The organism is Achromobacter sp. GQ309 (genome assembly GCF_059759315.1).
Genome location: NZ_JCAXDP010000006.1, coordinates 21649 through 45716, shown reverse-complemented (window position 1 = coordinate 45716; position 24068 = coordinate 21649). Strand labels below are relative to the sequence as shown.

Genomic DNA, 24068 nt, shown 5'->3' with positions numbered 1-24068 from the left:
CCGTTCCCTTGCATCTCATCGCGTACCGTTTCAGGCGTCAGCCAACAATGCGGTCTGCGCCATAACCGTTTTATCCGGCAGGCGCAGCGCTGGCACCCACATCCAGACTGATCTATCATCCCGATAACCCCCTTGGGGGTACAACTGGGGGTACTCCCAGCGATTCCCGCAAAGGCCATGGCCTGATTTCCCCGCGAAACCTAGCATTCACGATACTTTGCCAACCGATCAACGTCTAAACGTTTGTTCAACTTCTGATCTTTCTTCGTACGTTTGGATGTGCTGTTAAGCGCATGGCAGTCGCTCGGGCCGCCCCCGTGCGGGTGCCTCCGAAGTTGGAAATGGGTTGCCGTTGCCCACATCAACCGGGCTGGGCCCAGTCGATCAACTGCGCTGTCGCATGCGATTGGCCCGCCGCGATCTGCGCCGGCACGCCATGGCGCAGCAACTGTTAGGTGCTTAGGTTGGCCTGATAGGTAGTGAGGCCGATGACATCCACCGCGAGGGTCAGCACATCATTCCTCGGCACCATCATCCAGCGGCTTTCCCAGTTCTCGCTCGATCTGTTCGATCGTCGGCAGGCCAGTTTGCAGCTCTTGCGGCAGGGACTCCACCAGCTTGTATTCGGCGATGCCCATTGGCTGCGACTTGTCACCCAGGGCGTACTCGGCCACCACCTTGTTCTTGCTCTTGCACAGCAGCAGGCCAATGCTCGGATTGTCCTGCGCGTGCTTCACCTGCCGATCCACCGCCGTCAGGTAAAAGCCCAATTGCCCCAGGTGTTCGGGCCGGAACTTGCCCGCCTTCAGTTCGATCACCACATAGCAGCGCAGCTTGAGGTGGTAGAACAACAGGTCGATGAAGAACTCCTCGCCACCCACGTCCAGCAACACCTGCCGCCCGACGAAAGCGAAGCCCGCGCCCAACTCCAGCAGGAAATCGGTGACGTGCTGCACCAGCGCCTTTTCGATCTCGTGTTCCTGTGCTTTCTCCCCCAGCCCAAGGAAATCGAAGCGGTACGGGTCTTTCAGCGACTCGATAGCCAGATCGGACTGCGGTGCAGGCAGGCGCTGATCGAAATTGGTGACGGCTTTGCCGGTGCGCTCCAGCAGGCGGGTTTCGATATGGATGTTCAACACGTTGCGCGACCAACCATATTCGATGGCCGCGCGGGCATACGCTAGGCGCTCTGTCGGCGCTTTCAGGCGATCCAGCAATACCAGGTTGTGCCCCCAGGGCAATTGTGCAGCAACCTGCTGCACAATTTCGGCGTCCGGCCAGGCCCCGGCAAACGCCCGCATGTACTTGAGATTGCGCGGCGAGAAGCCTTTCACCTCCGGGAAGGCGGTGCGTAAGTCATGCGCCAACCGATCGATCACCTTGGCTCCCCAACCCTGTTCTGCCTGTCGCGCCAGAATGTCGTGGCCGATTTGCCAGTACAGGCTTACCAGTTCCCGGTTGACCGCCAGCGCCGCACGTTGCTGTGCGGTGTGGATGCGCCCCTTCAGGTCGGCCAGCCAGTCGGCGTAGCCTTGTGGAGCAGGGGTGAGCGAGGTTGGTCTGTCGGCCATCGGCTTTCCATCTTCCGTGTTATCCGTACGTCTCGACTTCTTCATGCGGTAGAACTCCTCAACGAGAAAATTCTACTTCTGACTCCATCGTTTCTACCGGGGGAGTGGCGATTATGAACACTCTCGGGACCGGGCCGGAGACACTTGCAGTATTCGTCCGCGTGTCATCGCCGGTGCTACTGATGTTGATGACTGCCGCCGCATTTTCGCTTGTGCAGCCTTTTTCCGCAGAGAAGAAGAACACGGTACGGTGCGACGCCGCACGACGATTTCGCGCAGTCGGAATGTTCACCGGGGTGGTCACGGTGGCGTCGCTTCTAAGGAATCTAGCGCTTGGCGCTGAAGTGCTCGCGCCCCAGCGATCTGCACGAGGCTTGTCGTCAAGACCTGATAACCAATGGAAGGGACTTATGAATAAAGTGCTGCGCGCCAGGAGGGGGGCGTCCGTCAGGTGTTCCTATCCCCCGCCGCCCTTACAAAATTCTCCTCCAACACACTCAACACCCGATTCAACGTATCCACATCCGCGGCTGACAGCCCTTTAAGCGACTCCTCAAAAAACTGAGCCCGCTTCGGCAATGCCTCATTCACCACCGCCTGCCCGGCAGCCGTCAACGTCGCATTCGTCAGCCTGTTATCGTCCGCATCCACCGCCCGCGAAATCCACCCCAGCTTCTGCATCGCCTGCAACTGCCGCGTCAATGAAGCCGGATCCAGCCGGCAGCGCTCGGCCAGATGCTTTTGCGAGCACTGCCCGTTCTCATGCAGCGCCAGCAATATCCGCCACCGCGGCAACGCGTGACCCACCTTGCTGCTGAAGGCGCTCTGCATCACGCGATACGTTTGGCCCATGTGCTGGATGACTTGAAGGCCTTGTTGTTGTTTGGGCAAAAGCTACTCTCCGACGCCGGCGGGCTCCGGTTTGGATGGCCGGACCAGTTGCACCAGGGGCACGCGCCGCACGCACCAGAGTGCGAAGACGGCGACGGCGAGGGCGATGAGTTGCCCTTCGTGGATGGCGCCCACCAGCGCGATGCGCGCGATTTCGATGAGCGACGTTCCGTCCTGGCCTTGATGGGCCAATTGTGCCAGGAACTCGGTCTGGGCCGCCGGGTTGACCAGCATCTGCGGGTCGTTGAGCTTGGGCAGCCACTGCGCGGAAGCGCCGCGCAGGGTAGATTCGACGCCGCTGAAGTAGCTGTGGCTGACCATGGTGCCGACGACGGCGGTGCCCAGCATGCCGCCGATCATGCGCAGGGATTGCAGCAGCGCCGTGGCGATGCCCAGGTGGCTTCGGCCCGCGGTCTGCTGGGCGAAGACGGTGAGGTTGGGCATGATGAAGCCCATGCCCAGGCCGGCCATCGTCATGTAGGCGCCGATCAGCAAATGCGACGTGTAGCTGTGGGTCGTGACGATGCCCAGGCACGAGAACGCCATGAGGATGAAGCCGGCGTACAGCATGCGGTTGGGATTGCGGATGCGCGTGATGATGCGGCCGTTGACGATGCTGCCGACGGTGATGAACACGACCATGGGCGTGATGAGCAGGCCCGCCTGCTGGGGCGACAGCCCGAAGCCGCCTTGCAGAAGCAGGGGCGCGTAGAAAAGCAGGGAATACATCGTCACGCCGACTAGCAGGGCCAGGGTGAAGAGCATGGCCAGGCCGCGGTTGCGGAACATGTCCAGGGGCAGGAGCGGATGCGGGCAGCGGCGTTCCCACCAGATCAGGGCAGCGAAGGCGGCGATGCTGCCGGCGCCCAGCATCACGAGGGAAGGCGTGAAGCCGTCCTTGGGCAGGAGTTCCACGAGCAGCTGCATGGTCCCCAGCGCCACGGCGATCAAGATCGCACCCTGCCAGTCCAGCCGGACCTTGCCCGGACTCTGGTTGCGCAGGTGCGGCAGGTAGCGGGCGACGAACCACAGGCCCAGGATGCCGATGGGCAGGTTGACGTAGAAGACGGAGCGCCAGCCGTAGTGTTCCGTCAGGGCGCCGCCGAGCGTGGGACCGACCGCATTGGCGATGCCGAAGGCGGCGCTGAGCATGACCTGCCAGCGTAGACGTACGTGGGGATCCGGGAATAGATCGGGAATACAGGCGAAAGCGGTGCCGACGAGCATGCCCCCGCCGATGCCTTGCAGCGCCCGCGCCAGCACCAGTTCGAGCATCGTGTCGGCCGCGCCGCACAGGACCGATGCCAGGGTGAACAGGACGATGGCGGCCACGACGAAAGGTTTGCGGCCGTAGTAGTCGCCCAGCCGCCCGAAGATCGGCACGGTGATGACGGACGTCAGCAGGTAAGACGTCGCTACCCATGCATACAGTTCGAAGCCGCGAAGTTCCGCCACAATGGTGGGCAGCGCGGTGCCCACCACGGTCTGGTCGATAGCGACCAGCATCATCACGAAGCACATGCCCAGCATGGCCAGCAGGGTTTGCCGGAAGGGCAGGATCTGGCCGGGCGAGTGTGGAGAGGTTGGGGCGGGGGCGGTCATTGTTGGACGCATCAATAATTGATCGATCAATTATTCTAGTCCTACAATCCGCCGGTCAGGAAGCCGTCAGCTTGGCCGATCCCGCGGATCGGCCTGATTTGTTACGATAGCGGTTATCTGCACGCTGGGTTACCGGCGTCTTCAGCAGGCCTTCCTCGGTAGCACCTTCCTTTGGCGCCCATGCCGCAGGCTCGGCAGGAGCGAGGACACGCCCTGAAAGGCAAGCCTCTGAATGGCAAGTCCGTCAAGGCAAGTCGGTCCGGGCAAGCCCGGCAAGGCAAGCCAGACAGGCAAGCCCAGGAATGCAGACAGTTCAATAGGCCAGCGGTCTTCCGCCGGCAACGCACCTTCCCCGCGCGTGGCGCGGTGGGCGGTATCAAGGATTTCCAGTCGAGGTACCGACGGGGCAGCAATGAAAACGTGGTTCAAGCGCATTTTGATAGGCCTGGTAGTGTTGGTTGTCGTGGCCGTCGTCGGCCTGGCCATCTTCTTGCTGACATTCGACCCCAACGCGTACAAGTACAAGCTGGAAGAGCTTGTCCAGGAACGCTATCAACGCACGTTGACGATCGACGGCGAGATCGAGCTATCGCTCTTCCCGCGGATCGGCCTGTATGTACAGGGCGTCTCCCTGTCCGAACCCAATAGCACGGACACGTTTGCCTCCATCGAGAGCACGCGCCTTGCCGTGGCCGTGTGGCCGCTGCTGTCCAACAGCTTTGTCGTGGACCACGTTGCCATCAGCGGGCTGAAAGCGCGCGTCGTGCGGGACAAGCAGGGCCAATTCAATTTCAGCAATCTGGTGGGCGGTACGCAGCCGGTCACCGATGCGCCCAGCAATCCGGCCGAAGCCTTGGTGGGCGCGGCCCAGACCGCCGCGCAGGCGATCACCAGCGGCAACATGCCGCCGTCGCGCAACAACATGCAGATCGACATCGCCGGCCTGGACCTGAAGGACGGCGAAGTGCAGATGCAGGACGCGATAACGGGCATGGCGGTCGCGGTGACGCGCATCAACGCCAACACCGGCCGCGTCACGTTCAATCAGCCGTTCGATGTGCGCATGACGGCGCGCGTCGAAGGCGGCTATCCGCGCGTGGATGCCAACCTGACCGGCCAGGCGCTGCTGACGCTGGACCCTTCCGCCAAGCGCTATGCCGCACAGCGGCTGGACCTGCGCATGGATGGCAAGCTGCCCGGCGCCGAGGCCAAGAGCCTGGTGATGCGCGGCAACCTGGCGTTCAACGGCCAGAAGTCCGCGTTGGACGTCGGGGGTTTGGAACTGCTGTTCCAGGGCGACGTGACCGAACCCTCGGTCAAGGCGACCAATGTGGAAGCCAGCGTGGCGATCCCCAAACTGGCGATCGATCCGCACAAGAGCCAACTCCAGATCGAAAAGCTTGCCGTGCGCGCCAAGGGCGGCGTGGTTGATGGCCCATTCGAACTGGCCGTCGATGCGCCGGCGCTCAATATTTCCCCCGCGTCGGCTACCGGCGAGGCCCTGACGGGCCGGGTGCGGATCAGCGGCCTGGATGCCAGCTTCGGTCTGAACGGCATCAGCGGAAACGCCGGCGAACTGGATATCAAGGAAGCCAAGCTGGACAGCACGTCCAAGAAGGGCGACCGTGTGGTGAAGCTGAATTTCGCGTCGCCGCTCAGCCTGAACCTGCTGATGCGCAGCGGCGCCATGTCGGCGCTGCGTGGCGACGTGAACATCACCGATCCTGGCCTGCCCAAGGGCAGCCTGCAGATTCCGGTGATCGGCAGCCTGACGGTGGACCTGCTCAAGGATCAGGCCACCAGCAAGATCAATGCGGTGCTGGAAGGCGGCAAGTTCGACCTCAGCGCCGACATCACGAAACTGACCGACACGCCGCAGATGAAGTTCGCGCTGGTCGTGGACACGCTGGATCTGGACAAGCTTGTTCCGCCCGTGGTGGCCGCGCCGCCCAAGCCGCCCGCGGACGGCAAGAAGGATGACAGCAAGCCCGCGCCGGCCCCGGCCCCCGCCGCACCGGTCGATGACACGATCAACCTGTCGGCGCTGGTCGGCCCCAGCGTCAACGGCACGCTGAAGGTCGGCAAGCTGGTCGTGCGCGGCTTGAAGGCCGACGAAGTCTCGGCCTCGGTCAAGCTGGACAAGGGCAAGCTCGACATCTCCGACCTCGCGGCAGGCCTCTACGGCGGCAAGCTGGCGGGGGCGCTGTCCGTGGACGCGGCGCAGGGCAATCAGATCGCCACCAAGATGACGCTGGCCGGCATCGCGATCGAACCGCTGCTGGTGGATCTGGCCAAGCGCAATGTGCTGAGCGGCACGGGCAACCTGTCGCTGGACCTGAAGACCGGCGGCGCCAACGTCTACGCGATGAAGAGCGGCCTGGGTGGCACGCTGCAATTGAAGCTGCGGGATGGTGCCGTGAAGGGCATCGATCTGACGCAGACGTTGCGCGACCTGAAAGCCCGCTTCTCGCCGGATGCGCAGAACGAAACGGTGGCTGCGGACACGGGCAAGCAGACGCAGTTCTCGGAACTGGACGCGGACTTCGCCATCGCCAAGGGCATTGCCACCGTGAAGCGCCTGAATTTCGTGTCGCCGCTGCTGCGGGTCACGCAGGGCGAGCCGGCCAGCATCGACTTCGTCAAGAGCGAGCTGGATCTGGTGGCGCGCGCGCGGGTCATCAACCCGGCGGCGAATCCCGATGGCAAGGAACTGATCGACCTGAAGGACGTGACCATTCCCGTCCATTTCAAGGGCCCGTTCGACAACCCTTCGTACACGCTGCTCTGGAAGGACGCCATCGGCGGTATTCTGAAGCGCAGCCTGGAGAACAAGCTCAAGGAAGCGGTCTCCGGCAAGGGCAAGAGCGGCGCCGCGGTGGACAAGGCCTTGAAAGGATTGCTGGGCAAATGAGCGCAGAACAGTTCCAGCCGATCGCCGAATGCGGCGTGACGACGCAGGTCCAGGCGGCCGGCTATCACCGCCAGTGGCTGGTGGCCAATGACTCGGGGCAGTGGTTGAACCGCGAGCTGTGCCCCCGCCTGGCCGAGGTGTCGGTGGAATTGCGTTTGGGCTACCTGGTGTTGAAGGCGCCAGGCATGCTGCGCATGGACATCCCGCTGGACGTGATCGAAGACGACGACAGCGTGCGCTACAGCATGATGGTGGGCGAGCAGACCATTGACGTCATTGACGAAGGCGAGCTGGCCGCGGCCTGGATCTCGAACTTCGTACAGGTGCCTTGCCGCATCATGAAGGTGCACCCGGACACGCCCGTGTCCGCCTGGCCGGCCTGAACGCAGCCAGCCCCGGTTTTCAAGCGCCCGCTCGGGCGCGCCTGTATTCGAAAGCGGTGTGAGCCACGAGGCCCGCCGCGAGGCCCCAGAAGGCCGACCCAATCCCCCAGAAACTGAATCCCGACGCGGTCGCAAGCAGCGTGATGAGCGCGGCTTCGCGCCGTTGCGGATTGGCCATGGCGGCGGCCATGCCGCCCATGATGGTGCCCAGCAGCGCCAGTCCGGCCAGCGCCGCCAGCAGCGCGGCGGGCAGCGCCTGGAAGAAGACTGCAACCGCGCCCGCGACGATGCTGAGCGCGACGTAGCTGACGCCGTAGGTGGCGGCGGCGATGTAGCGCTTGCCCGGATCGGGATGCGCTTCGGGTCCGGTGCAGATGGCCGCGCTGATCGCGCCCATGGTGACGCTGTGCGCGCCAAAGGGGGCGGCCACCAGGCCCAGCAGGCCGGTGGCGGCGACCAAGCGCGATGCGGGCGGACGGTAGCCTGCGGCCTGCAGGATGGCCAGGCCGGGCAGGTTCTGCGACGCCATGGCCACGACAAAGAGCGGAATGCCCAGGCTGACCGCGGCCTGCGCGCTGAATGCGGGCGTGGTCCATACGAATTGGGTCAGGCGCCAATCCAGCTGGTCGACCTGCATGAGGCCCATTCCGGCCGCCATGGCCACCGCCACGGCCATCACCACCAGCACCGCGTAACGCGGCGCCCAGCGGCGGCACAGCAGGTAGGCGGCGCACATGGCCAACACCAGCGCGGGCTGCTTGTTGATGTTGCTGAAGATGCCCATGCCGAAATTGAGCAGCACGCCGGCCAGCATGGCGGCGGCGACCTCGCCGGGAATGCGGCGCAGGATGGGATCGATCCAGCCGAACAGCCCGCAGGCCAGCGTCAGGCCGGCTGCCAGCACGAAGGCGCCGACGGCTTCATTGAAGGGGACGCCTGCCAGCGCGGTGACGAGCAGCGCCGCGCCGGGCGTGGACCACGCCATGACCACGGGCAGGCCCGTGCGCAGGCTGTAGAACGCGCCGCCCAGGCCTAGCACCAGACTTAGCGAGCCGATCCACGAGCCGATGCGTGCGGCATCCAGGCCCGCGGCATGACCCGCCTGCACCATCAGCACGGCAGTGCCGCCAAAACTGACCAGGACGGCGACCAGCCCGGCAGCGACCGCGGACGCGGAAATGTCGCGTCGGGCGTGGTGCGGGGAGGGGGAAAGGTTGATGCTGGGCGGCGCCGCGTCGCTCATGCGGCACCGGTCAGGCGGCGGTACTTGGCCATGAGTTGCTCCTGGCCTTCATTCCATTGCGGGTGCAGCTCGATGCACTCCACGGGACAGACCACCTTGCACTGGGGCTCGTCGTGATGGCCGACGCATTCCGTGCACCGGTCGGGGTCGATGACGTAGTAGTCCTCGCCCATGGAGATCGCGTCGTTCGGGCACTGGGGCTCGCAAACGTCGCAATTGATGCATTCTTCGGTGATGGTCAGGGCCATGATGGGCAACGGAAAGGCGATTGGCCCGGCCATTGTAGCGCCGGGCGGCCGGGGCCCGGAAAGCGCGAAAAGGGCGCTTGCGCGCCCCTTCGGGGATGTTGCAGACGGGGCTTCAGCCCGGCCAGGACTGTTCGCGGCGTTCCTTGGCCTTTTCCTGCAGCCAGCGCTCGACCGACGGGAACACGAACTTGCTGACGTCGCCGCCAAGCTGGGCGATTTCGCGGACGATGGTGCCCGAGATGAACTGGTACTGGTCGGACGGCGTCATGAAGAGCGTCTCGACGTCCGGCAGCAGATGGCGGTTCATGCCGGCCATCTGGAATTCGTATTCGAAGTCGGACACGGCGCGCAGCCCGCGCACGATGACGCGCCCATTCTGTTCGCGCACGAAGTCCTTGAGCAGGCCGCCAAAGCTTTGCACTTCCACGTTGGGATAGTGTCCCAGCACTTCGCGCGCGATATCCACGCGCTCGTCGATGCTGAAGAAGGGCTTCTTGTTGCGGCTAGTGGCGATCCCCACCACGACTTTGTCGAAAAGCGTGGCTGCACGGCGAACCAGGTCCTCGTGGCCCCTGGTCAGCGGGTCGAAAGTGCCGGGATAAACAGCGATGATCATGCGAGCTCCGTACCGTTATTAGTGGTGTACACCATCCTCCGAAGCCGGATTATTGATCGATTTGCGCAATGCAGCAAATTCCAGAAGATGGAAGTGCACGGCGCCGGCCTTGTCCTGCCGCAGAATCTCGAATCCTTCGGGGGCTTCGATGGCGGATTCCGCCTCGACATAGACTAGTCCATGATCGGTCAGAATGCCCGGCAGGATCGGCCACAGGCGCGGCAGCCAGCCCTGTCCAAAGGGCGGATCCAGCAGGATGAGGTCAAACCGGGACGCATCCATCCGTTCGGCGACCTGCATCGCATCGCCCACATGGATGCGTATCATGTCGGCTTTGAGCTTGTCGCGCAGTGTCCGCAGCGCGGACGCGGCGGTCCTGTCCCGCTCGACCATCTGCACATGCGCCACGCCGCGCGAGGCCGCCTCGAAGCCCAGGGCGCCGCTGCCGGCAAAAAGATCCAGCACCTGCTTGTCGGCGAACTCGCCGCCCCACAGGTGTGTAAGCCAGTTGAAAAGCGTTTCGCGGACCCGGTCGGGCGTGGGACGCAGCGTCTCCACGTCGGGCACGGCGATGGGGGTGCGCCTGTATTGGCCCCCGACGATACGAATATACTTGTTACCCATGTTTAGCCGCTTCTTCAAGAAAAAATCCCCTCCGCCCGCCACGCCGGCTCAGCCCGCGTCGCCGCCGGAGGTTATCGACGCGCCAGTCGCGCCCGCGGAGCCGTCTTCGGCTCCGTCCAGCCCGGCGCCTGCGTCGCCTGTTCCCGAGCTTCGTCAGGAACCGGTTGCGCCGGGTGCAGCGCCGGTCACTGCGCCTGTTCCGGCGCCAGTGACCCCGCCGGTCCCGGCGGCGCCTACGCCAGCGCCGTCCGTCTCGGCAACGCCTGCGCCGGTCACGACGTCTGCACAGCCTGCGCCGACTCCGACTCCGACTCCGGCCGCGCCGTCCCTCACCCGTACCGCGCCGGCTTCCGCACCGGTTGCGGCGTCTGCAGCAGCCGCTGGCGCCACGCCCGCCACTGAGCCGTTCCGCGCACCGCAGCCGCCCGTCCCGGCGCCTGCACCCGTCGTCGCGCCCGTGCCGGCACCTGCGCCTGTAGTCCCGGCACCTGCGCCTGCCGCCCCGGCCCCTGCGCCGGTATCAACGCTTGCGCCTGTCGCGGCGCCTGCGCCGGTTGTCCCAGCCGTCCCGGAACCCGCACCCGCCGAGGCGCCCAAAAAGGCCTCCTGGCTGTCGCGCCTGAAGCAAGGGCTTTCGCGTACCGGCCAAAGCATCGGCGGCATTTTTGTCGGCGTGAAGGTCGACGAGAACCTGTTCGAGGAACTCGAATCGGCCCTCATTATGGCTGATGCCGGCCTTGAGGCCACCGAGAAGCTTCTGACCGCGCTGCGCGCGCGCGTCAAGAAGGAACGGATCGAAGACCCGGCCAAGGTGAAGACGGCGTTGCGCCAACTGCTGGCCGATCATCTGCGTCCGCTGGAGCGCGCCTTTGATCTGAAGCGCACGCAACCGCTGGTGGTCATGATTGCCGGCGTGAACGGCGCGGGCAAGACCACGTCCATCGGCAAGCTGGCGCATACGTTCCAGCGCCAGGGCGCCAGCGTGCTGCTGGCCGCCGGCGACACGTTCCGCGCCGCCGCACGCGAGCAGTTGGTGGAATGGGGCAGCCGCAACAACGTCAGCGTGATTTCGCAGGATGGCGGCGATCCGGCCGCCGTGGCGTTCGACTCGGTTAATGCCGGTCGCGCGCGCGGCATGGGCGTGGTGATGGTGGATACGGCCGGCCGTCTGCCCACGCAGCTGCACCTGATGGAAGAACTGAAGAAGATCCGACGCGTCATCGGCAAGGCGGACGCCAGCGCGCCGCACGAGGTGCTGCTGGTGGTGGACGGCAACACGGGTCAGAATGCGCTGGCGCAGATCCGTGCGTTTGACGCCGCGATCAACCTGACCGGCCTGGTCGTGACCAAGCTGGACGGCACCGCCAAGGGCGGCACGCTGGCCGCCGTCGCAGCCGGCAGCCAGGGCGTGCGCCCGGTGCCGGTGTACTGGATCGGCGTCGGCGAAAGCCTGGAAGACCTGCAGCCCTTCGTGGCGGACGAGTTCGCGGCGGCGTTGCTGGCCGACTGAGTCGGTTCATTCGGGACTCATCGCTGTCTTGCAAGAGGCCGTAAAGGCCCAGGAAGACCTATCTGACGGGACGACGCGAAAGCGCCGTCCCGTTGTCGTTTCCGGGGCAGGCGCAGCCACGAATCGCGCTGTGAACGGCGCGGTCAGCGGCTTCCGCCAACGGCGCCAGGCGTAGCGCCGCCAGCGCCACCCGCAGCGCCGGCGTAGGCCTTACCCGACCTGGCCCATCGCCGGATCGCTGATCAGATCCTTGCCCGTCTCCATCCGACCGGCAAAGCGCCGCTGGAACGCCGCATACCCCTCGCAAGCAACCGCGAAGTCATACCACTGGCCGCTGTCGCTGACCGGCCACGCAAGCTCGCCGGTCTGTCCAGGTTCGACCGTCGCGGTCCAAGGCCCGTCGCCGCGGTACGCCATCGCCTTGACGGTGAACGTGCAAGCCGTCGCGCCATTGTTGTGCAGCTTGACCTGCACCTGCGGATCATCACAAGGCACGTAGCACACCTGTATCTCCGGCTGAGCGCCGCCCGCCTGCATCAGATCGCCTGCGAACGCGCGGTGAAAACCGTTCGGCCCCAGCACCCACAGGTCGTACTTGCCCGCGTCGCCTGACACGTCCCACGCGTCGTCCAGCGACTTGCCCGCTTCAACCACATAACGGCGCGGAATGCGGTCCAGATGCAGCTTGTCGTACACATGAAAGACAGCGGCGGTCTTGGCCGAGCTGGCGTTGGCGAACAGCAGCCGGACCCGGTTCTCACGCACGTCCTCGCGGGCGCTGGTGTGCAGTTCATACGGCAATGCACGCGAGGGCCGTGTGCCTTGCGCCTGCGGAGCCAGCGTCTGTTGCGCCGGGATGGCGATGGCCGGTTGCGCTTCCTGCCAGGTCGTCAGGCCGTCGGCGTCCGTCTTGGTGCTGCGGCCGGACAGCGTGGGCAGCGGCGCGCTGTTGGGCGACACGAAGTTCAGCGTGGACGTGAGGTCGCCGCACACGGCGCGGCGGAATGCGCTGATGTTGGGTTCCATGACGCCGAAGCGCTGTTCGAGAAAGCGCAACGCCGATGTGTGGTCGAACACCTGCGAATTGACCCAGCCGCCACGGCTCCACGGCGAGATCACCCACATCGGCACGCGCATGCCGGGACCGTAGGGTTTGCCATCGGCGGTCAACTGCTTGGGCGTGGCGGGCGTGTAGGTGTTGTACTCGAAGGCCATCTCGGCGTCCGTCAGCGTGGACTTGCCGGCCAGCGTGCCGTCGTCGTTGCGGGACGGCGCGCTGGGTGTGGGCATGTGGTCGAAGAAGCCGTCGTTCTCGTCGTACGTGACCAGGAACACGGTCTTGCTCCAGACCTCGGGCGACTGCGTCAGCGCGTCCAGCGCGGCCTGGATGTACCACGCACCCTTTGCGGGGCTCGACGGGCCGGGGTGCTCGCTATACGCCGCCGGCGGGATGATCCACGACACCTCGGGCAGCGTGCCGTTCATCACGTCGTCGCGCAGGCTTTGCAGCAGGCCGCCGTCCGGCATGGTGTTGCCAAAGCCCTTGGCAAATGGGCTGAACTGGTCGTCGATGGCCGGGTTGTACGCGGGACCGCCCTGGTTCGTGACCTGGCGGTCCGCCGGCATCTTTTCGATCTCGGCGCGCCAGTGGCGAAAGCTCATCATCTCGTTGCAGCCGAAGTTGTCGGGGATGTTCTGGTAGACCTTCCAACTCACGCCGGCCTGCTGCAGGCGGTCGGCGTACGTCGTCCAGGTCCAGCCCTCGGTCGAAGGCCCCACGTCGGCGCCGTCGTTCATTTCGTTCATCACGACCGACACGTTGTCGCCGCTGGGGCCGTTGGTGCCCGTCCAGAAGAAGAGGCGGTTGGGGATCGTGCCCGCGTGCATCGCACAGTGGTAGCTGTCGCACAGCGTGAAGGCGTCGGCCAGCGCGCGGTGGAACGGCACTTCTGCGGTCTCGTAGTAGCCCATCGACAACGGCTGCTTGGCGCTGGGCCAGCGGTTCATGCGGCCGTGGTCCCAGGCGGCCTGACAGTTGGGCCACGAGTGCGGCGTGCTGCCCGCGCGCTGCGCGTTGCCCAGCCGCGCGTCCAGGTGATAAGGCAGTTCCAGCGTGCCGTCGCTGCGCGTTTGATGGAATACCGACTTGCCGTTGGCGAGCGGAATGGGGAAGCGGTCGCCGAAGCCGCGCACGCCCGGGAAGGTGCCGAAGTAGCCGTCGAATGAGCGGTTTTCCAGCATCAGCATCACGACGTGCTTGACGTCCTGGATGGTGCCGGTGGGGCTGTCGGCTTCAATCGCGAGGGCGCGGCGGATGCTGGGCGGAAACATCGACAACGCGCTCATCGCCGCGGTGGCGCCGAGCGTGGTCGTGAAGAACTTTCTCTTGGAGGCGTCGATCGTCATTGGCTGTTCTGTCTGGAGTTTGCAGGAAACGGCAGCACTGCCGGCATCATGGCGCACAATGCGCCGCGCAGGTAGCCGGGGCGGGCGTCGTGGGCGTGGTGGGCGTCGTGGTTGGGGGCGGCGGCGCCGGTTCGTCCGTGTCGTCGTCGCCGCCGCAGGCGGCAAGCGTGAACACCAGCGAAAGCGCGCAGCAGGCCGCGAGGCCGCGTCTGGCAATGACCAGCAAGGGAGAAGTGGTTTGCATGAGTCCGTGTGCGTGGATGGGCGGACGGCCCGCGCTGGCCGTTGCGCCGTCACACAGGACGAGTGTCGGGCGGAAGCTGCGGGCCACGAATGCGCCCGGCAGTGTGTCCGGACGACAGCCAATGAGTATTGGCACGCCGGATGTCGACGAATTGACAGGGGCCTGACGCGAAGCTGTCAGGCGCCCCTTTTTTGAAACGCCATGCTAGATGCGTGTCCAGGTGAAATCGAATTCAACGCGGGACTTTCGCATGGGTTAAACGCGCGCGATGCGCGCTACTTCCAGAACGGTTTGCTGCGCGCGAGGTCGTCGAAGGCCTGCTGCGCTTCGACGACCAACTCTTCCAGGCGTGCGCTGATCCAACCCAGCGCGAACCAGGCTTGCGGATGCGTTGCCGTACACGACTGGTAGTAGTCCTTTGCCATCGCCAGGTCGTTGATTTCACCCAGCACGTCCTGCACGCGGGACAGCAGCTTGCGATAGCCGCGCAGCTTGCTGGCGGGCAGCAGCGATTCAGCGAACGACAGGCCATAGCGCAGGCGCTTGCCGCGCTTGCGCAGATCGTGGCGGGCGGGGATGTCCAGGGCTGCGAAATGCGTGCCCTGGTCGGCCACCTTGTCGTGCCAGCGGTGCAGGCGGCGGGCGAGCAGCTTGTGCAGGTGCTGCGGCTCGGGTTCCGGCGTCAGCATCGGGATGATGGTGGGCTTGACGATGGGACCGGCCACACCGCCTTCCAGCCGGATGGCGGGCTCGGGCGCGGCGTCGCTGGGCGTGCCGTTGGCGATGGTCTGGCTGTCCGTGTCGGGTTGCACGGGCGGCACGTCGAGCGACCATTCCAGCAGCGTGAGCAACCATGCCTGGAAGGCCTGGCCGCCCGCGATGGTCTGCGCGTCTTCGTCGGGCGGCGCGGCTTCCATGGGGATCACGGGCATGCCGGCGCGCAGCAGCGCGGGGGCGACGGTCTCGTTCAGCACGTCCTGATCGCGGTTGGCGCCGAACGCCGCGAAGTGCGTGCGCACCCCCTGCAGCAGCGCGTCGGGCACCGGGGCGATCCAGCCGTCAAAGAGCTTCCAGGCCGACCGCAACCGGCGCACGCCGACGCGCAGTTGATGCACGTGTTCGGAGTTGCCGGCGCGGTAGACGCCTTCGGTGTCGACCTCGGCCAGCACCGCCGCATTGCGGCAGATCTGGTCCAGACATTCGGCCGCGATCGCGCCCATGGCCTGCGGCGGCGTCATGTCGTCGCGCAGCTTCACGGACGACGCACCGCGCGGGGCCCAGAACTGGGCGATGGCCTGCGCGCGGCGCGCTTCGTGGTCATCGCCGGCAGCAGCGTCGACCTCGGCCAGGCGATTCGCCAACTGGGCCAGCGCGTCGCCGCGTTCGGATTTGCTGCGGGGGTCCAGGATCAGCGCATGACGCTGTTGCCAGCCGCGCGCCGCCGCGAAGATGGCGGCGGGACGGCCCGACACCAGTTCGAATTCCAGTTCGGAGATCGGCAATTCCAGCGCGCCGGCGCGCAGGATGCCGGTGTCGTAGGCCAGCTCGACCGTGCCGAAGCGCGTGCGGATCTTGCGCAAGAGACGCTGCACGTCGGTTTCGTAGCGCAGGCCGAGTTCGCCCTTGATGGCGGACAGCGGGCCCTCGACGTCGGTGCCGGCATAGACGGACAGGTCGAGCACGGGACCGGGCCGCGGGTGGTTCATCTCGATGCGCGAGATCGCATCGGCGCCCGGCATCTTCAGCGTCTGCACCCAATCGGAGCCTTCCTGCCGCAGCCGGATGGCGATGCGCGCCCGCGCAAGCTCGCGTTCCGGCGTGTCGAAATACATGGCATGCAAGCGAATGCGCGTGGCCTCGCGTTGCTTGACTTCACGCAGCACGGCCTGGCGCGAAGCCGTGGGCACGTGCAGTTTCAATTCCTGTTCCGACATGGCAGCGGGTGTCCAACGGCAAAAGCCAAGATGTTAATCAAGGCGGGGGTGCGTTTTGATGACCGTTCATATTTTGTTCACATTGAGCATAGACGTGATCGCGGCGCAAAAACAAGGCGGCCCATCAAGGGCGACGAGGCGCTTTTGCGTTGCTTGCGAACAGAAAGGAAAGAAAACGCCGCCCCATGTGGGGCGGCGAAGGGAGCGCGAGTCAGGGGAAACCGACAGGCGTAAAGCGGTGCGGCGGCGCTACAGGATGCGTTTGCGCGCCTGGGTGATGATGACTTCGGCCAGCACGACAACTACGAAGATCGCGGCCAGCACCAGCGCGACGCGGTCCCACTGGAACAGGTTCAGCGCGGTATCCAGCGCCATGCCGATGCCGCCGGCGCCGACCAGTCCCAGCACCGCGGATTCGCGCACGTTGATGTCCCAGCGCAGCAGCACGATGGACCAGAACGCCGGGCGGATCTGCGGCCAGTAGGCGTACCAGATCACCGAGGCCTTGCTGGCGCCGGTGGCCGTGACGGCTTCGATGGGGCCGCGCTGGGCTTCCTCGATGGCTTCGCCGACCAGCTTGCCGACAAAGCCGATCGAGCGGAAGGCGATGGCCAGCGTGCCGGCCAGGGCGCCCGGTCCGAAGATGGCGATGAACAGCAGCGCCCACACCAGCGAATTGACCGACCGGCTGGACACCAGGATCAGCCGGGCCAGCATGTTGATGGTCTTGCTGGGCGTGAGGTTGTTGGCCGCCAGCAGACCCACCGGCACGGCCATGAACACCGAAAGAATGGTGCCCAAGGTGGCGATGTGCAGCGTTTCGATCAGGGCTGCGTGTACGCCATCCGGGTAGTAGGCCCAATCGATCGGCCACATCCGGCGGAAGAGGTCGGCCATCTGTTCCGGTGCGTCGTACAGGAACTCGGGGATGACTTCCACGCCGCGTATTGCTTGCACGACCGCCGCCACCAGCAGCAGGTACAGCGCAAAGCGCAGCAGGCGCTGGCCCATGCTGTAGCGCTGCCAGACACGCGGCTGGCCGGCGGGGTTCAAGGGGGAGACGTGGGCGTTCATTCTTCCACCTCCGCCTTGCGCGCGGCCGTCGGCTTGCTGCTGCCCAGACCGCGGGCGCCAGCGAAGCGGCTTTGCAGGATGCGGTCAAAGCCCAGGTTGTCCAGGAACACCGCCCGCACGAAGCCGGCCAGGATTTCACCCAGCATGATGATCGCGATCAGGGTCAGCAGGATGGCGCTGACGAAGTCGTAATCGAAGCGCTGGAAGGCCGAGAACAACGTGCCGCCCACGCCGCCCGCGCCCACGATCCCCACCATGGTGGAGTTGCGCAGGTTGGAGTCGAACTGATAGGTGGCAAAGCCGATGAAACGCGCGAACACCTGCGGCAGCACGCCGAACACGATGACGTTGGAGAACGACGCGCCGGTCGCGCGAACCGCTTCGACCTGCTTGAGCGAGATTTCCTCGATGGCTTCGGTGAAAAGCTTGCCGATGAAGCCGATGGACGCGACGGTCAGCGCCAGGATGCCGGCCAGCGCGCCAAAGCCCACGGCCTTGACGAACAGGATGGCGACGATGACCGGGTGCAGCGCGCGGCACAGCGCGACGATCGAACGCGCAGGCCACGAAATCCAGGCGGGCATCAGGTTGCGCGCGCCCAGGAGGCCCACGGGCAGGGCAAGGAAGATGCCCAGCATCGACGCCAGGACCGCGATTTCAAGACTTTCGGCGATGCCCTTCCACAAGGTGGCGGGCTTTTCGAAATTGGGCGGGAACATGCGCGCCAGGAACGTCGACGCATGGCCCATGCCGGCTTCGAAGCGCGACCAGCTGAAGTCCAGCTGCGCGGCGGCATAGATGGTGTAGAGCACCAGCAGCAGCACGCCTGCCTTGGCGCGCCCCGACATGGCGAAGGGGCGGATGCCGCCCCGGGGTTGCGTCATTCCAGCCAAGACTCGCCTCCGTAGATGGTCTTGAGCATGGTCGCGTCCAGGCCCTGGCCGTCGCCGTCGTAGACCACGTGGCCGCCCGACATGCCCACGATGCGCGTGGCATAGCGGCGCGCCAGTTCGACGTCGTGGATGTTGACGATGACGGGGATGCCCGAGGCGCTGCCCTGCGCGGACAGCAGTTCCATGATTTCGACGGAGGTCTTGGGATCCAGCGACGACGTCGGCTCGTCGGCCAGCAGCACCTGCGGGCGCTGCATCAGCGCGCGGGCAATGCCCACGCGCTGGCGCTGGCCGCCCGACAGCGCATCGGCGCGCTGGTCGGCAAACCCGGCCAGGCCCACGGTGTCGAGCAGCTTGTAGGCGTGCTCGATGTCCTCGGGCTCGAAGCGGCGCATCCAGGCCTTCATGGCCGAGGTGTACCCCAGCCGGCCGGTCAGCAGGTTTTCCATCACGGTCAGGCGTTCGACCAGGTTGTATTCCTGGAACACCATGCCGATGCGGCGGCGCGCGCGGCGCAGCGACGCGCCGCGCACTTGCGCCAGGTCCACGGTGCCGTCCTGGGACTGCAGGATGATCTCGCCCTTGGTGGGTTCGATCAGCCGGTTGATGCAGCGCAGGAGCGTGCTTTTGCCGGTGCCCGAAGGACCGATGATGGCGGTGAGCCCCTGACCGGCGATCTGCAGGTCAATGCCGTTCAGTACCGGCCGGCCGGCCCGGTATTCCTTGACCAGGCCGGAAATGCGTAGCGACGTCGTCATGCTGGATTACTTCTTGCTCTTTGCGGATTCGCGGTCGTAGGCCGCGCGGTTGAAGCTTTCGCCACCGGATTCAGCGACCTGGCGGACGATGGCCCAGTCCTTCTCGTACGTCACCGGGTAGAAGCGGTCGGCGTTGTCGAAGGCCTTGGACATCTCCGGCGGGAAGCGGTAGTCGTAGAAGCACTTGAGCATCTGGTCGCGGAACTTCGGTTCCAGGTCATGCGCGTAGGCGAACGACGAGGTCGGGAATTTTTCGCTGGTGTAGATGATGCGGAAATCGGCTTCCTTGACCTGGCCGCGTTCGACCATGCGCTTGAAGACGTCCGATGCCACGGCGGCGGCGTCGTAGTCGCCGGAGTTCACGCCCATGACGGACTGGTCGTGCTTGCCGGAGAAGATGACCTTGTAGTCTTTGTCGGGCGTCAGGCCTTCCTTCGGGAACAGGGCGACGGGCGCCATGTGGCCGGAGTTCGACGAGGGCGCGGTGTGCGCGAGCTTCTTGCCCTTCAGGTCGGTCAGCTTCTGGTAGGGGCTGTCCTTCTTGACGATGACGATCAGGTTGTAGCCCTGGAAGCCGTCGGCATAGCCCTTCACGGCAAACGGCACGGCGCCGGCAATGTTCACGGCAAAGGCGGTGGGCCCGGTCGAGAAGCCGCCGACGTGCAGGCGGCCCGAGCGCATGGCTTCGATTTCAGCCGCGTTGCTCTGCACCTGATAGAACACGACGCGCTTGCCCGTGCATTCGGACAGGTGCTTGGTGAAGGGCTTGAAGATGTCTTCGTACACGGCCGGATCTTCGACCGGCGTGTAGGTGAACACCAGCGTGGAAGGCGTCTTGAGCTTGGACGCGTCGGTGGGGGTGTCGGCCACCAGGTCCTTGTTCGAGTCGCAATACATCTGGTCGAGATCGCCGCGGTTCGAGCAGGTGTCGGCGGCCTGGGCGGCGGAAGCTCCAAAAGCGAATGCGGCCAGCGCGGCCGCCTGCATAAGACGCAAGGCTTGCATCGTGTGTCTCCTCGTGTAGGTATGAATTGAATCTTTGCTGAATTCAAACACACAACGGGGGACGGCACACTCGGGAAAGTCCCTGCCTTTCTTTTCGTCTTTTGTTCGTTTTGTTCGCTTTGTGTTCGTTATTGCGCGAAAACGCGCTCAGCCGCGAAAGCCCAGCTTGCGGGAGATTTCCTGGGCGCACGCGATAAGCGGACGCGCGATCGCGCCGTCCCACGACACGTCGAACAGACCGGTGGGGCCCAGGCTGGTCAGCGCCAGCACGATGCTGCCCGTGTTGTCGAACACCGGCACCGACAGCGCGTCCACGCCCGGCAGCGGATTGCCGAGCGCGCGGGCCATGCCGTGCACGCGGATGTCGGCCAGTTGCGCCTCGATGTTGGCGCGGGAGGCCTTGCGGGGCGGCGGCACGCTGGCGATGACGGCGGTGTCGCCTTCTTCGCGCGCGATGTAGTGCTCGCTGACCTTGGGCGGCAGCCACGCCGCAAACACCAGGCCGGTGGCGGTGTGCAGCATGGACATCACGGTGCCCTTGCGCATGTTCACGTGGACCGGATAGCTGGCTTCGGTCATGTGGATCATGGTGGGGCCGTGCGAACCCAGCACCGCGATGCCCAGCGTGTGGCCGATGTCGGACTGCAGCTTGGCGATTTCCGGCATGGCGACGCGCACCGGGTCCAGGCGCTGCAGGCTGACCAGCCCCATCTGCAGGGCGAACGGGCCCAACTCGTACTGGCCGGTGACGGCGTCCTGCTGCACCAGTCCGACGCGGATGAAGCTCACGAGGTACGGGTGCGCCTTGGCGGACGTCATGCCCGCGCCGGCCGCCAGGTCGCGTAGCGTCAGGGGCTTGCCCGCGTCGACCAGCGCGGCCAGGAGCGGCACGCCGACCTCGATGGACTGGATGCTGCGGCGGCCGTCGTTGGCGGCGGGCGCCGCGGTCTTGGAAGTTGCCACGGTGTGCTGACCTTAAGCCGTTAGGCCGGCTGGACTTGGGAGGACTGACGGGCGGCAAGCAGCCGGTCGGCCATTTCGACGAAGCCGCCGCCGCCATGAAAGGCGGCGACAAAGGCGGGGCGGTGCGTCAGGCGGTGCAACTGGGCCTGGATGTTGGCCACGCCGACCGAGATCGGGAAATAGGCGAACATCGGCTCGTCGTTGGGCGAATCGCCAATGAACAGCGTGCTGTCCAGGGCGCCGGCCACGTCCATGCCGAACTCGCGCTGGAACATCGTGCGCGTCATGGTGAGCTTGTCGTAGTCGCCAAACCAGCCGTTGACGTGGATGGAGCTGACCTTGGCCTGCGCGCCGGCGTCCTGGAAGATCTGGACGATGCGGCTGATGGCGGCGTCGGGCAGGGCGGGTACGTCTTCGCAGAAATCGATGGCCAGGTCCGCCACGCGGTAGTCCTGGTCGCTGGCGACGGCGCTGCCCGGCACCTCGGCCAGTACGCGGTCGCGGATGGCGTCCAGCCGCTTGCGGCTTTCCTGGCGCGAGGCGGCGTCGGTCCAGTAATGCGTGGTCATGCGGCGGGCCTGGCGGTCGTAGGCGTAATAGAACGCGCCGTTCTCGCCGACCACGGCGCGCACCGGCCACATGCGGGCGATGTGGTCGCACCAGCCGGCCGGGCGGCCGGTGATCGGCACGACCTGGATGCCGGCCTGTTCCAGGCGTTCAAGTGCGGCGTACGCGTCGGCCGGCAGGCGGCCTTCGGTGGTCAGCGTGTCGTCGATGTCGGTCAAGACGACGCGGACGGCTGCCGCGACGTTCAAAGGCATGGCCGCAAGGGCTTGCATGAGGTTTTTCCTTCGTTTTTCTGGGGGATCTCCGGGCGAAAGTTTAACCGGATGCCCCTGTCCGGACGGGGCGGCAAGACGCCAATAGGGGTTCGGCCCGCGAGGGCGGTAAAATCCGGGCTTTCCCGCCTGGTTTACGTGTCACGCCATGTCCGTCCAGTTGTCCTCCTTGTCCGGCTCCGAGCCGGAATCCTTCGGCATCGCTTCGGTTGCCGAGATCATCGCCGAGCTGCGCGCCGGCCGCATCGTCATTCTGGTTGATGAAGAAGACCGCGAAAACGAGGGCGACCTCGTCATGGCCGCCGAATTCGTCACGCCTGAAGCCATCAACTTCATGGTTACCCACGGCCGCGGCCTGGTGTGCCTGACGCTGACCGAAGAACGCTGCCGCCAGCTTGAGCTGCCGATGATGGCCGCCCGCAACGGCACCCGTTACGGCACCAATTTCACGCAGTCCATCGAAGCCGCCGAGGGCGTCGAGACCGGCATTTCGGCCGCCGACCGCGCCCGCACCATCCAGGTGGCCGTGGCGCGCGACGCCAAGCCGGCCGATCTGGTCCAGCCCGGCCACATCTTCCCGGTGCGCGCCGTGCCCGGCGGCGTGCTGGTGCGCGCCGGCCACACCGAGGCCGGCTGCGACCTGACCGCCATGGCGGGCCTGACGCCCGCCGCCGTCATCTGCGAAATCCTCAAACCCGATGGCACGATGGCCCGCCTGCCGGACCTGGTGGAATTCGCCCGCCAGCACGACCTGAAGATCGGCACCATCGCCGACCTGATCCAATACCGCAGCGAGCACGAGTCCATCGTCAAGCGCGTGGGCAAGCGCACCATGCAGACGGCCTGGGGCACGTTCGAGGCCGTGGCCTACGAAGACGCCGCCACCGGCTCCGCCCATTTGGCGTTGGTGCATGGTAATGTGACTCCCGACGCCGAGACGCTGGTGCGCGTGCACGAGCCCGCGTCCGTGCTGGATGTGCTGGATACCGGCGCCAGCCCGCATAGCTGGGGCGTGGCCCAGGCGCTCGAGGCCATCGCCGCCGCCCCGGCCGGCGTGCTGGTGCTGATGAACTGCCAGTCTTCCACGGAACATCTGTTTGGCCAGATTGCAGGTTGGAACGACCCGAAGGCGCAGGCCAATCCTGCGAACGCCGACCGCTTCGGTCTGCGCACCTACGGGATCGGCGCCCAGATTCTGCGCGACCTGAACGTGGGGCAAATGAGGCTCCTGGCCCGGCCGCGCAAGATGCCCAGCATGGCGGGCTTCTCGCTCACCATTACGGGTTACGATTGCGACCCGCAGAACACTCCCGCAACACACTGAAGGCCGACACATGAACCCTTACATCCTTACCCCCGACCTGAACGGCGAAGGGCTGCACATCGGCATCGTACGCGCCCGCTTCAATGAAGAAATCGGCCAGGCCGAACTCGAAGCGTGCCTGAAGGAACTGGCCGAACTGGGCGTGGACGAGCGCGACGTCATGGTCGCCACCGTGCCCGGCGCCCTGGAGCTGGGCGTGGCCCTGTCCCACATGGCCGAAACGTTCGAGTTCGACGCCCTGATCGCGCTGGGCGCGGTCATCCGCGGCGAAACCTATCACTTTGAAGTGGTCAGCAATGAAATGGCCACGGCAATCACCCGTATCTCCCTCGAAACCGGCGTCCCCGTCGCGAACGGCGTGCTGACCGTCGACACCGACGAGCAGGCGCAGGCCCGCGCGGCCGGCAAGGGCCGCGACTGCGCCCAGGTGGCCGTCGAAATGGCCAATCTGGTGGCAGCGCTGGAACCCGAGGAAGAAGACGAAGACGAAGACGACGAGGACGAAGATTTTGACGACGAAGAAGACGACGACCAGCGCTGATAGCGCGGCGCAGGCCCGCGCCAACGCGCGCAGCGCGCGCCGCCGTGCGCGCGAATTCGCGCTGCAGGGCGTGTACGCGTGGCTGCTGCGCGGCGGCGAAGGCACGCAGGACGCCGGCGAGATCGACGCCCATCTGCGCGACACCGAGGACTTCTCCGAGGCCGACGCGCAATGGTTCAAGACCTTGCTGCACGGCGTGCTGCGCGAGGCGCCCACCCTGCGCGAACGCTTCACGCCCTACGTCGACCGCCCGCTGGCCGAGCTGTCGCCCGTTGAGCATGGCATCCTGCTGATCGGCAGCTTCGAACTGATTCATCACGTCGAAGTCCCGTACAAGGTCGCCATCAACGAGGCCGTGGAACTGGCCAAGTCGTTTGGCGGCACCGACGGCTTCAAGTTCGTCAACGGCGTGCTCGACAAGCTGGCCGCCGACGTTCGCGCGCACGAAGTCCAGGCTGCGGCGCAACAACGCCGATAGGGGGGGCGGA

Annotated in this window: 22 protein-coding genes; 6 read left to right on the top strand and 16 right to left on the bottom strand. The window is 65.6% G+C overall.

What is annotated here, in order from left to right; genetic code table 11:
- Positions 1-515: 515 nt before the first annotated feature.
- The 3 genes from AC6CIE_RS19500 to AC6CIE_RS19490 all read right to left on the bottom strand — a co-directional run bounded on the left by AC6CIE_RS19500 (position 516) and on the right by AC6CIE_RS19490 (position 4064).
- Positions 516-1571 (bottom strand): PDDEXK nuclease domain-containing protein, encoded by a 1056-nt coding sequence (locus AC6CIE_RS19500; RefSeq protein WP_498093804.1) that lies wholly within the window; start codon positions 1569-1571, stop codon positions 516-518.
- Between the two features lie 447 nt (positions 1572-2018).
- Positions 2019-2462: a MarR family winged helix-turn-helix transcriptional regulator gene (locus AC6CIE_RS19495; RefSeq protein ID WP_280019884.1), complete on the bottom strand. Its 444-nt coding sequence runs from the start codon at positions 2460-2462 to the stop codon at positions 2019-2021.
- Positions 2463-2465: 3 nt separating this feature from the next.
- Complete coding sequence (locus AC6CIE_RS19490; protein ID WP_239211699.1) at positions 2466-4064, bottom strand: MDR family MFS transporter; 1599 nt, start codon at positions 4062-4064, stop codon at positions 2466-2468.
- Between the two features lie 412 nt (positions 4065-4476).
- Between AC6CIE_RS19490 and AC6CIE_RS19485 the strand changes: the two genes are divergently transcribed.
- Together AC6CIE_RS19485 and AC6CIE_RS19480 are read left to right on the top strand one after the other, a co-directional pair.
- Positions 4477-6975, top strand: coding sequence for an AsmA family protein (locus AC6CIE_RS19485; RefSeq protein WP_498093443.1), 2499 nt, complete (start codon positions 4477-4479; stop codon positions 6973-6975).
- A complete protein-coding gene (locus AC6CIE_RS19480) occupies positions 6972-7358 on the top strand; it encodes an MOSC N-terminal beta barrel domain-containing protein (RefSeq protein ID WP_498093441.1) in 387 nt (128 codons plus the stop codon). The genes AC6CIE_RS19485 and AC6CIE_RS19480 overlap by 4 nt, the downstream gene beginning before the upstream one ends.
- Before the next feature lie 19 nt (positions 7359-7377).
- On the opposite strand, the gene AC6CIE_RS19475 is transcribed toward AC6CIE_RS19480, so the two are convergent.
- The 4 genes from AC6CIE_RS19475 to rsmD all read right to left on the bottom strand — a co-directional run bounded on the left by AC6CIE_RS19475 (position 7378) and on the right by rsmD (position 10089).
- Positions 7378-8601 (bottom strand): benzoate/H(+) symporter BenE family transporter, encoded by a 1224-nt coding sequence (locus AC6CIE_RS19475; protein ID WP_498093439.1) that lies wholly within the window; start codon positions 8599-8601, stop codon positions 7378-7380.
- Complete coding sequence (locus AC6CIE_RS19470; protein ID WP_006391351.1) at positions 8598-8849, bottom strand: YfhL family 4Fe-4S dicluster ferredoxin; 252 nt, start codon at positions 8847-8849, stop codon at positions 8598-8600. The genes AC6CIE_RS19475 and AC6CIE_RS19470 overlap by 4 nt, the downstream gene beginning before the upstream one ends.
- 112 nt (positions 8850-8961) lie before the next feature.
- Positions 8962-9465 (bottom strand): pantetheine-phosphate adenylyltransferase, encoded by a 504-nt coding sequence (gene coaD, locus AC6CIE_RS19465; RefSeq protein WP_056325406.1) that lies wholly within the window; start codon positions 9463-9465, stop codon positions 8962-8964.
- Between the two features lie 18 nt (positions 9466-9483).
- A complete protein-coding gene (rsmD, locus tag AC6CIE_RS19460; protein WP_175122810.1) occupies positions 9484-10089 on the bottom strand; it encodes a 16S rRNA (guanine(966)-N(2))-methyltransferase RsmD in 606 nt (201 codons plus the stop codon).
- Between the two features lie 457 nt (positions 10090-10546).
- On the opposite strand from rsmD, the gene ftsY reads away from it, so the two are divergent.
- The gene (gene ftsY, locus AC6CIE_RS19455) at positions 10547-11599 is read left to right on the top strand and encodes a signal recognition particle-docking protein FtsY (protein WP_498093437.1); all 1053 of its coding nucleotides are present in this window, start codon (positions 10547-10549) and stop codon (positions 11597-11599) included.
- Positions 11600-11809: 210 nt separating this feature from the next.
- Here the strand turns inward: ftsY and AC6CIE_RS19450 are convergent, their stop codons facing one another.
- The 9 genes from AC6CIE_RS19450 to AC6CIE_RS19410 form a co-directional block, all read right to left on the bottom strand.
- Entirely contained in the window at positions 11810-14005 is a 2196-nt protein-coding gene (locus AC6CIE_RS19450; protein WP_313066815.1) for a phosphocholine-specific phospholipase C, read from the bottom strand.
- 46 nt (positions 14006-14051) lie between these two features.
- Positions 14052-14249, bottom strand: coding sequence for a hypothetical protein (locus tag AC6CIE_RS19445; RefSeq protein WP_343737069.1), 198 nt, complete (start codon positions 14247-14249; stop codon positions 14052-14054).
- Between the two features lie 275 nt (positions 14250-14524).
- On the bottom strand, positions 14525-16183 hold the full coding sequence (locus AC6CIE_RS19440) for a CYTH and CHAD domain-containing protein (RefSeq protein ID WP_498093435.1): 1659 nt from the start codon (positions 16181-16183) through the stop codon (positions 14525-14527).
- 249 nt (positions 16184-16432) lie between these two features.
- The gene (gene phnE, locus AC6CIE_RS19435) at positions 16433-17257 is read right to left on the bottom strand and encodes a phosphonate ABC transporter, permease protein PhnE (RefSeq protein ID WP_175122559.1); all 825 of its coding nucleotides are present in this window, start codon (positions 17255-17257) and stop codon (positions 16433-16435) included.
- Positions 17254-18141 (bottom strand): phosphonate ABC transporter, permease protein PhnE, encoded by an 888-nt coding sequence (phnE, locus tag AC6CIE_RS19430; RefSeq protein ID WP_498093433.1) that lies wholly within the window; start codon positions 18139-18141, stop codon positions 17254-17256. The genes phnE (AC6CIE_RS19435) and phnE (AC6CIE_RS19430) overlap by 4 nt, the downstream gene beginning before the upstream one ends.
- Positions 18138-18908: a phosphonate ABC transporter ATP-binding protein gene (gene phnC, locus AC6CIE_RS19425; RefSeq protein ID WP_175122561.1), complete on the bottom strand. Its 771-nt coding sequence runs from the start codon at positions 18906-18908 to the stop codon at positions 18138-18140. The genes phnE (AC6CIE_RS19430) and phnC overlap by 4 nt, the downstream gene beginning before the upstream one ends.
- Positions 18909-18914: 6 nt before the next feature.
- Entirely contained in the window at positions 18915-19913 is a 999-nt protein-coding gene (phnD, locus tag AC6CIE_RS19420) for a phosphate/phosphite/phosphonate ABC transporter substrate-binding protein (protein ID WP_056558855.1), read from the bottom strand.
- Positions 19914-20060: 147 nt separating this feature from the next.
- Entirely contained in the window at positions 20061-20876 is an 816-nt protein-coding gene (locus tag AC6CIE_RS19415; protein WP_105240545.1) for an IclR family transcriptional regulator, read from the bottom strand.
- Between the two features lie 20 nt (positions 20877-20896).
- Positions 20897-21715 (bottom strand): HAD-IIB family hydrolase, encoded by an 819-nt coding sequence (locus tag AC6CIE_RS19410; protein WP_175122562.1) that lies wholly within the window; start codon positions 21713-21715, stop codon positions 20897-20899.
- Between the two features lie 148 nt (positions 21716-21863).
- On the opposite strand from AC6CIE_RS19410, the gene ribBA reads away from it, so the two are divergent.
- From ribBA to nusB, 3 genes are read left to right on the top strand one after another with little or no spacing between them, the layout of a single operon-like run.
- Entirely contained in the window at positions 21864-23039 is a 1176-nt protein-coding gene (gene ribBA, locus AC6CIE_RS19405; RefSeq protein WP_175137536.1) for a bifunctional 3,4-dihydroxy-2-butanone-4-phosphate synthase/GTP cyclohydrolase II, read from the top strand.
- A 10-nt stretch (positions 23040-23049) separates the two neighbouring features.
- Positions 23050-23580, top strand: coding sequence for a 6,7-dimethyl-8-ribityllumazine synthase (ribH, locus tag AC6CIE_RS19400; protein ID WP_175122564.1), 531 nt, complete (start codon positions 23050-23052; stop codon positions 23578-23580).
- Positions 23549-24058 carry a transcription antitermination factor NusB gene (gene nusB / locus AC6CIE_RS19395; protein WP_175122565.1) on the top strand — a complete coding sequence of 170 codons (510 nt, stop codon included), beginning with the start codon at positions 23549-23551 and terminating at the stop codon, positions 24056-24058. Before ribH ends, nusB begins: the two co-directional genes overlap by 32 nt.
- Positions 24059-24068 lie beyond the last annotated feature (10 nt).